Source organism: Aquimarina sp., from assembly GCF_977115655.1.
Window position 1 is genome coordinate 60,724 of sequence record NZ_CDSBKO010000029.1, and the last position, 8,084, is coordinate 68,807.

9 protein-coding genes are annotated in these 8,084 nt (G+C 33.6%); all 9 read left to right on the plus strand.

The window, feature by feature from the left end; all coding sequences use genetic code 11:
* Positions 1–85 precede the first annotated feature (85 nt).
* The 9 genes from tssD (at position 86) to ACZIYX_RS13330 (ending at position 7,909) form a co-directional block, all read left to right on the plus strand.
* Complete coding sequence (gene tssD / locus ACZIYX_RS13290) at positions 86–817, plus strand: type VI secretion system tube protein TssD (protein ID WP_462682726.1); 732 nt, start codon at positions 86–88, stop codon at positions 815–817.
* Complete coding sequence (locus tag ACZIYX_RS13295; RefSeq protein WP_462682729.1) at positions 807–1,952, plus strand: hypothetical protein; 1,146 nt, start codon at positions 807–809, stop codon at positions 1,950–1,952. Before tssD ends, ACZIYX_RS13295 begins: the two co-directional genes overlap by 11 nt.
* Before the next feature lies 1 nt (position 1,953).
* Positions 1,954–2,826 (plus strand): hypothetical protein, encoded by an 873-nt coding sequence (locus ACZIYX_RS13300; RefSeq protein WP_462682730.1) that lies wholly within the window; start codon positions 1,954–1,956, stop codon positions 2,824–2,826.
* A gap of 17 nt (positions 2,827–2,843) precedes the next feature.
* A complete protein-coding gene (locus ACZIYX_RS13305) occupies positions 2,844–3,629 on the plus strand; it encodes a DUF695 domain-containing protein (protein ID WP_462682731.1) in 786 nt (261 codons plus the stop codon).
* Between the two features lie 75 nt (positions 3,630–3,704).
* A complete protein-coding gene (locus ACZIYX_RS13310) occupies positions 3,705–4,772 on the plus strand; it encodes a DUF4240 domain-containing protein (RefSeq protein ID WP_462682732.1) in 1,068 nt (355 codons plus the stop codon).
* A gap of 79 nt (positions 4,773–4,851) precedes the next feature.
* Positions 4,852–5,307 (plus strand): hypothetical protein, encoded by a 456-nt coding sequence (locus ACZIYX_RS13315; RefSeq protein WP_462682733.1) that lies wholly within the window; start codon positions 4,852–4,854, stop codon positions 5,305–5,307.
* Between the two features lie 15 nt (positions 5,308–5,322).
* A complete protein-coding gene (locus ACZIYX_RS13320; protein WP_462682734.1) occupies positions 5,323–5,700 on the plus strand; it encodes a PH domain-containing protein in 378 nt (125 codons plus the stop codon).
* 192 nt (positions 5,701–5,892) lie between these two features.
* Entirely contained in the window at positions 5,893–6,381 is a 489-nt protein-coding gene (locus ACZIYX_RS13325) for a hypothetical protein (RefSeq protein WP_462682735.1), read from the plus strand.
* Positions 6,382–7,264: 883 nt separating this feature from the next.
* Positions 7,265–7,909, plus strand: coding sequence for a hypothetical protein (locus ACZIYX_RS13330; RefSeq protein ID WP_462682736.1), 645 nt, complete (start codon positions 7,265–7,267; stop codon positions 7,907–7,909).
* Positions 7,910–8,084 lie beyond the last annotated feature (175 nt).

Below are 8,084 nucleotides of genomic sequence, written 5' to 3' on the forward strand. Positions count from 1 at the left end.
TTAAGAAAATAAAAGATTTACTAATTTAGCTACTAAGCAATTAAACCAAAATAATTGCTAACCCTTAAAACCTAAAATCTAACCAATGACCGTAGCCAAATTATTCGTTTTGGGAACTGTTCGTGAATTATTATGGACAAATTTAGAGTATCATAGATTTTTAAATCCTAAAACGGGTCGCTGTGGCGAAATCCCAATGGGAGGGTTTATCACTGTAATCTTTGCTTCCGGCTGGGAAGACGACAGACTACTGCGTTGGATCACCCATAGCCCAAAAGGGAAACTCTGCACCTTAACCCAAGGCAAAATCGTATTTTACCAAGGCGATTTTGATGGTGTTGTCCTTTTTGAATACAAATTTAACGATGCTGCCTTAACCTACTGGAAAGAAACATTTACCGCTGTGGGAGAAGAACCCATGACCATTACCATGACTATTTCTGCCGCCATACAACAAGTAAAAGGAGTAACTTTAGTAAAACCTTGGCAAGAAAGCTGGATTACACCAAGTGATCAAATGCCATATCAAGCTGTAGAAGCCAAGGATAAGCAACCCCGCGTGGTAAGGCAATATATTACAGACCGTGAAGATGTTGCTCTGGATAAATACAACCGCGGACACGAAATATACAACGTACTCGAAACCGAAAATATGAACAACGAGACCGTGGATATAGATCTCTCACAATTTAAAGTACCACTTTTGTATCAAGGAGAACGGTTACAGGACAATATCCTCAAAAATTATACAACACGTACCTATAAGGAAAAAATCCCATTACAAGTAATCCCGGAAGATCACCAAGATGAGCAATAACTACAAAGATCAATATGGCAAGAACACCATAAAGATCATCCACAAAGGCAAGGTGGTAAGCCAGGCAGACATGAAGGTGCAATTGGGCGGCGGTGATGTGATCGACAAACCCGTACAGTCCAATATTACTTCTGTAGACGAAAGTGGTAAAACATTATTAAGTGTTCATCACCAAGCCATATTGGTTGGTGATCGAATCGCTCAAATAAAACGTTCTACTGCTGCCAAAGTAAACGATGACGGGACCATCTCTATAACACAATATAAATCCGAAATTTCATCTAGCGGAGAAGAAGTATATTACTATGATAATTCGATTGGTGGTTTTAGGGGGAGTTTAGGGCAAGCAAAGATAGCTTTTCCCAACGTAGATTTTGCAGGATTAAAACTACCCAACGATGTAGTAGATCGCAGCAATCCAGAATTTGCCAATATGCAGTATGTTTCCTCTGATGATCTGGTAAAATGGAAACAAGTAGGACGCTATGATGCAGAACAGAACGGGGGAAAGCCAACCACTTGGGAGGCTTGGGCAGATAACGTACAAACAGCTTTAGACATTGCCGGTCTTTTTCCGGGACTTGGTGAAATTGCCGATTGTATAAATGGTTGCATATCTTTGGCACGTGGTAATTATGGCGATGCAGCATTAAGCATTGCATCGGCAATACCTTTTGTAGGGGCAGGGGTGGCTGCATTAAAAATTGCCAAAAAAGCAGAAAAAGTAATTGATAAAGGAGAGGGTGTTTATGACTTAATAATTAAAACCCAAGATGATCTTGCGCAAGCTTATGTAGGACAATCTAAAAAAGTAACAAAACGCTTAAAAGAACATTCAGGCAATAAAGGCTTCTTAAAAGAGGCAAAAGAAATCTTGCACGGAACCATCCATAAAATGCCAGGGTCTACCAAAAAGGAACGAGAAATCTATGAGCAGTTTATTATATTTAAAAAATACGGTGCTGATTTAAATAAGAGTTCTAAATTTCATCAATTGCTGAATAAGGTTAATCCAGTTGGTGGAAGATTTAATATGAAAACCAAAGAAGGACAAGATAAATTAGTAGAAAAAGCTCAAGAGTTAGCTAAAAGATGGGATTTACCGACTGATTTTAAACCTATAATATTGAATTAATATGTATTTACAAACAGGCACACCAAATGAACCTTATTTAATGGTAAAACCAGATTCTGATTTGGATTCAGTAGATAAAGAATTATTGAAGAAAGATTGCAAAATAAGGCTATTTGGAAACGGATACTCGCACGATTTTATAAGTAAGTTTGTAACGGTTTTTCAGAATTTAACATTGTTAGATATTAGTAACTATACAGGTATTGCAGAAGAAAGTTTTATATACAAATTTCCGAAATTGGAAGGTTTAGCAATCTCACTTTTTCACGATAGTAATTTTGTTCTTGACTGTGCTAAACTACCAAAATCGCTGTACTCACTTAATTTAAGTGTTTGGTCAAAAAAACACATCATAAATATGGAAGCGTTAAACAATACCGATTTAAAGGTTTTGTACATTTCAGAATTTGATGAAAAAGATTTGACCAAATTATCTACTCTCACAAACTTGACAGGTTTAGGTATTACACGGTCTAAAATTAAATCCTTAAAAGGTATCGAAACTCTTACAAATCTAGACTGGTTGTCATTAGGTGCAGTAAGAAGCCTTACGGATCTCTCGGATATAACTACACTTCAAAAATTAGAAGAATTAGAAATTAATATTTGTTGGAAATTAGAGGACTTTTCCCCTATCGGGAGTTTGCAAAAATTAAAACGATTAAGGTTAATAGATTGTAAGAAATTAGCAAGCATCCAATTTGTAAAGGATATGCCCAACTTAAAGTATCTTTCTGCAATGGGATCTACCGTCATCAATGACTACGATACCACCCCTGCCGAACACATACCTGTGTTTTTTGGTAGCATTGATAAACGGTACAATAAACAATACCCCGAAAAGGAAATTCATAAAAAGTTGGATGAATTGTAATATATATATGTTAGACAATGAAAAATACTAAAGAAAACTATGCTGTTTTTGAAAAAGAAGTTCATGGAAAACCCTTGGTTGGACAGATTAATTTAGATACAGAAAACTTTGCCGATAAATCAAGCTTTCCTTATTGTCTTGACATTACAGTTCTTTTAAAGGAAGACGAATTAAATGACCACGGTCTACCTTCTCTTCCAGCTATATCACAAACGTGCTATGACGTCGAAGATTTTTTAATGAATAAAGCAGACAAGTTCTGCGACACCTATTTTGTAGCACACTTCTTTAACGATAGTAAGTTTAGACTATTTTTATACCTCAATGATCAAAAAGAACTTTCTTTATATCTTCAATCAATAGCCTATCAACCTAAGCAGATCAGAAACTTTTCATATAACTTAATAGAAGACAAAGACTGGGGGCACATAAATTTTTTGTTCCGTAAAAAACCTGTCATAAATAATAATACCGAACTAGAAAGTCATTTTAAAAGAAATGCCGAGCTATGGGAAAGATGGAAACATCGCGGTATTACCGAAGATAAGGAGTTTACCGTTTTATTTCATTTTTATGCAGCTAAAAAAAGTCAAATGGAAGCCTTATGTAAAACATTACAAGTTGAAAACATAAAGTTTAATACAGAACAAACCAGAACATTCGTTTTTCTAAAAGGATGGAAAGTGGACGCAAAATTGACTCAAATCTGGGCACTTACAGAATTACAAGATAAAATGGCCTATATGTTTATGCTATCAACCCAGACCGATACTTCTTTAGAAGGATGTGGTGCTTATTTATGAGATAACCCCTTATATCAAAACAAACAAGTTTTCAAGATGTAAAGCTAGAGAATTTGTAAACCAATAAAAAAGCGTATGTCTGCCTATAGTGATTTTTTGGATGAAGCCTATGCCTTACCCAATAGTGTTAAATTGGAGTATAATGAAGATTTAGAAATAATAAGAGACCAATGGATTGAAAAACGAAAATATAAAGAACTCATTTCTTTTATTATTGAAAATTGGGACTCTGGCAATTGTGTAAATTTCATTATTCCTTTGACTGAACGATTAGCAAAAGAAAGAGAGATAAGGCTACACAGGAGAATATGGGGTCATGTTTTCCGGCATAATCTAATTCTAACGTATACACGTTTTGAAACGTTAAAAGAGAAATTCCCTGAAATTATGTGGAAAAATTTAGAATCTTTGGATATGTCTGAATTTAGCCCACACTCTTCTACTGATCTGTTAGACATTAAAAAATCCACCTATTATTCTGCAAATTATACTTTAAATGCCTTGAAAATTTATAGAAATCAGGTCGTTACTTTTACTGATGAAGAAGAATTGAATGACATTGACAGATATATCACTGACATTCATCAATTAAAAGTTGAGTTTCCAGAAAGCAAAGAACCAGAAATAAAAGAAACACGAAAAATAAATGAAACCATCTTCTGGGAATTAATTGAACAAAGCAGAAAAGAAACAGAAGATAAATTAGAATTTATAGATCTTCTAACACATAAATTGTCTGCTTTTAAACCTACAGAAATAAAAAGGTTTCAAAAACTTTTACTTACCTTCTACAATCAATTAAATCATTGGGACAATTGGGCTTTGGCCTATATTATTAGGCGCGGCTGTGGGAACGATGCATTTGATTATTTTAGATTATGGGTTGTTTCCAAAGGCAAAACAGCCTTTGAAGCCATTAGGGATTTTGATATTTCAAAATTTGAAAAAATCTTTAACTTAGAAGATCCCCAATTAGAAGAACTAATGTATGTTGCAGAAAATATCTACGAAGAGAATACAGGTGAATATATGAAAGAACTAAGAGTTAAAAACCAAAAAATTAAAGGAAAGTCTTTTGAAGAGGAAAAGATTTGCTTTCAATACCCTGAGTTATGCCAGCTCTTTGATTTTAAGGAACCTTAAATTTCATACAATAAACAATACCCCGAAAAGGAAATTCATAAACCTTTGAAGGATTTATAATATTAAAGACAATTAAAAAATGAAATTATTTAAAACAATAGACAAAGTATTAGCAGGTTTTGGAAACATAAAAGCGATGGAACGTACCCATGTAGATACATTTACAGAAAATGAAATACTAAAAACCAAAGGCGAAAAAATAGCAGAATCTAATAATGGTGGAATTTGGATTGAATATGAAGAGCTTGCAGGTTTTGATTTTATGAATGCAACTATACTTAGTAATGTTAACATAAAAACCTTTAAAGGAAGTAAATTGTCCTTTTTGGGAAACCAAGAAGAACTAATCATAAATTCTGATACCATCGAGATAGAATCCGACTATTCAAATGTTTCGAATCGATGGATTACTAAAATAAGTTATATTGTTACTCAAAAAGACATTGATTTTATTCAGAAAAAAGAATTTAATCAAATAACAATAGAGTTTAAAAAAACCACCATCAATTTCTTTGCTCTACCAATCAACCACTAAAAACCAAAATACAAAATGGGATTATTTAATAAAATACTAGGAAATGCAAGTGAAATATCTACCGATAAATTAAATGAAAAATACGGTAGACTCCTTATCGAAAATGAACAAATAGAGCTAGGGTTCAAATTACTTAGAGATGTTTTTATGTTTACCAACAAACGACTGATTTTAATAGATGTACAAGGTATTACAGGAAGCAAAGCCGAATATAAATCTATGCCTTATAAAAATATTTCGAGATTTTCTTTAGAAACCGCTGGTACCTTTGACCTGGATGCAGAGTTAAAAATTTGGATCTCTAGCGAGAACACCCCTACCGTAAGTAAAAAGTTTAATAAAAGTATCGATGTATATGCTGTACAAAGATATTTAGCCCAAAAAGTAATGTAATTACATTACCGTTTTTTTAAAGCAATCACAAAAAACATTCTTCTATCTAATCTAGTACAGACAAAAACACCTAAAAAATGCAAAAATTTTCTTAAAACTCTCTTAAAAAAACACCACTCCCGAAAAACGAAACTACTATACTCTATCCTTGTGCTGTAAAAAAATAATCAATAATCTTAAACATGCACGAATATGGCATTAGAAAATTTAATTAGTTTAACGCTTAGTCCAGAAGAGTTAAAAAAGCTTAGCAATGGGATAAAAGATATCCGGGAGGTGTTACAGGGCAAAACAGTAAATCTTACCCCAGAGCAACGTGGACAGTACGGGCGGATCGCCAACCAAAATAAGCTTATTGTAGACAAAGCAAAAAGTTATATGGAGCAACATCCAAACTGGATTCCTCGTTTTTTGGATAAAGAAGAATTTGACCGCGACTATATCACTCGCCAGCAATTAGAAACCCACGTGCAACAACTAGAAAACCTGTCGCAACAATTAGTAGATACTAAAACTTTACTGGATTTTGATAATTATAATAATGCATTAAGTTTTTATAGAATGATGCGTTTTTTAGCAGGCGAAAATGAACCGGGAGCAAAAACAGTATATCAGGATATGAAAGTATTGTTTAAAAAATCAACCGGAACCTCAACGGATATTCCAGATACAGAAATCTAAAAAATCAAGTATTGTATTTCTATTTAAAAAGTATCTAAAAATCAATATCTATCTGTCAAACTGAGCTTGTTACCATTTATAGCTAAATTAATATGAAATGGCATAAAAGATTTTTTACTAGAAAGATCAGTGTTATTTTATGTTGATTTAGCTTTTAGTTGTCGGTCTGAGCCTGTCGAAGAGAGACATTAAAAAACATAAATTAAAAGCACTTCGACAAGCTCAGTGTGACAACAAGACCCTTACCAACACCCTTCCAAGCGATACTAAGGTTTCTTATACCCCTTACCAACACCCTTCGAAGCGATACTAAGGTGGTTCGAAGCGATAAATTATCACTTATACCTGTCTGCATATCGGCTCGAACCGATTTAATATCACATATAAGTGATAATTTATCGGCTCGAAGGGTCAAAATATCACTTCGAACCGATACATTATCGGCTCGAACCACCTCTGGGTGGGGTCGACCCCATCTGTATATGGGGTACCCCCCTTACCGACAAGGGGGTCTCCTACTAAAAAAGTTTGCCTGTTTTACACCATTTTTTAGTTTTTTTAGGCTCTATTTTATAATAACAATGATAGTTTTATCGAAACTCAGCATATCCCATCCCTTCCCAGAAGGAAGGGAGTTAAAGGTCTTCCCTTCGGGAAGGATTTAGGACAGGACAAACATTTTAAAATCAATTAAATGTATGTTTTCACAACTATCATTGCTATTATAAACTAGAGCTTTTTTTATTGTTTTAGATAAAAAAACATTTCTTTACAAAGCAAAAAACATTAAAACCAATCACTTCTTACAAAAAAACACAAACCTTATCCCCCAAAATCTTATTTTTAAAGTGATTTTAGTGTTGTTCTCTTTAAAATTGAACCTATGAAAAAAGAAATATCCATTATTGATCAATTGGCATCTGCTCTTGATCGCAGAGATGAAACCCCTAATCAGGAACTGGCAAAACAAATTGTACTAACCAATGACAAAAAAGCGGTTCTGGAACTTATAGAAACCCTAAACAATAAAAACAAAAACATTCAAAACGATTGTATTAAAGTATTATACGAGGTTGGAGAGCAATCTCCCTCTTTAATTGCCAAATACCTAAAAGACTTTTTATCTTTACTGGATAGTAAAAACAATAGATTGCAATGGGGTGCTATGACCGCTATAAGCACCATAACCACAGAGTCCCCACAAGATGTTTTTAATAACATTACCACAATCATGAATGCCGCAGACAAAGGATCAGTAATCACCAAAGACAATGCTGTACATATTTTAATTAAACTTTGTGGTCTTACAAAATATGCCGACAGTTCTTTTACCCTGCTTATGGAGTTGGTACTTAAAAGCCCGACCAATCAACTGCCTATGTATGCAGAAAAGACACTACCGGTAATAAATAAAAAAAATAAAGAATTATTTATCCAAACCCTTATCTCCAGAATAAACGAAATAGAAAAAGAAACCAAAAGAAAGAGAGTTGAAAAGGTGATTAAAAAGGTACACACTTCTATTTAAAAAAAACATACTCTGTACATAATCTTGTCATGAAAAAGAAAAATATATACAAATAAAAATAGCATGATACCAACTACTTTTTAAAGAAGCACTTAATACATATTATAACCAAAAAACAACCTTAAACCCAGATTATGCAATAGAAAATCTATTTCATCTGTGATCTACTGCAAAC

Excerpts from the sequence above, each read along its gene's own strand:
- tssD (WP_462682726.1), top strand. The coding sequence starts at position 86 with ATGACCGTAGCCAAATTATTCGTTTTGGGAACTGTTCGTGAATTATTA.
- ACZIYX_RS13295 (WP_462682729.1), top strand. The coding sequence starts at position 807 with ATGAGCAATAACTACAAAGATCAATATGGCAAGAACACCATAAAGATC.
- ACZIYX_RS13300 (WP_462682730.1), top strand. The coding sequence starts at position 1,954 with ATGTATTTACAAACAGGCACACCAAATGAACCTTATTTAATGGTAAAA.
- ACZIYX_RS13305 (WP_462682731.1), top strand. The coding sequence starts at position 2,844 with ATGAAAAATACTAAAGAAAACTATGCTGTTTTTGAAAAAGAAGTTCAT.
- ACZIYX_RS13310 (WP_462682732.1), top strand. The coding sequence starts at position 3,705 with ATGTCTGCCTATAGTGATTTTTTGGATGAAGCCTATGCCTTACCCAAT.
- ACZIYX_RS13315 (WP_462682733.1), top strand. The coding sequence starts at position 4,852 with ATGAAATTATTTAAAACAATAGACAAAGTATTAGCAGGTTTTGGAAAC.
- ACZIYX_RS13320 (WP_462682734.1), top strand. The coding sequence starts at position 5,323 with ATGGGATTATTTAATAAAATACTAGGAAATGCAAGTGAAATATCTACC.
- ACZIYX_RS13325 (WP_462682735.1), top strand. The coding sequence starts at position 5,893 with ATGGCATTAGAAAATTTAATTAGTTTAACGCTTAGTCCAGAAGAGTTA.
- ACZIYX_RS13330 (WP_462682736.1), top strand. The coding sequence starts at position 7,265 with ATGAAAAAAGAAATATCCATTATTGATCAATTGGCATCTGCTCTTGAT.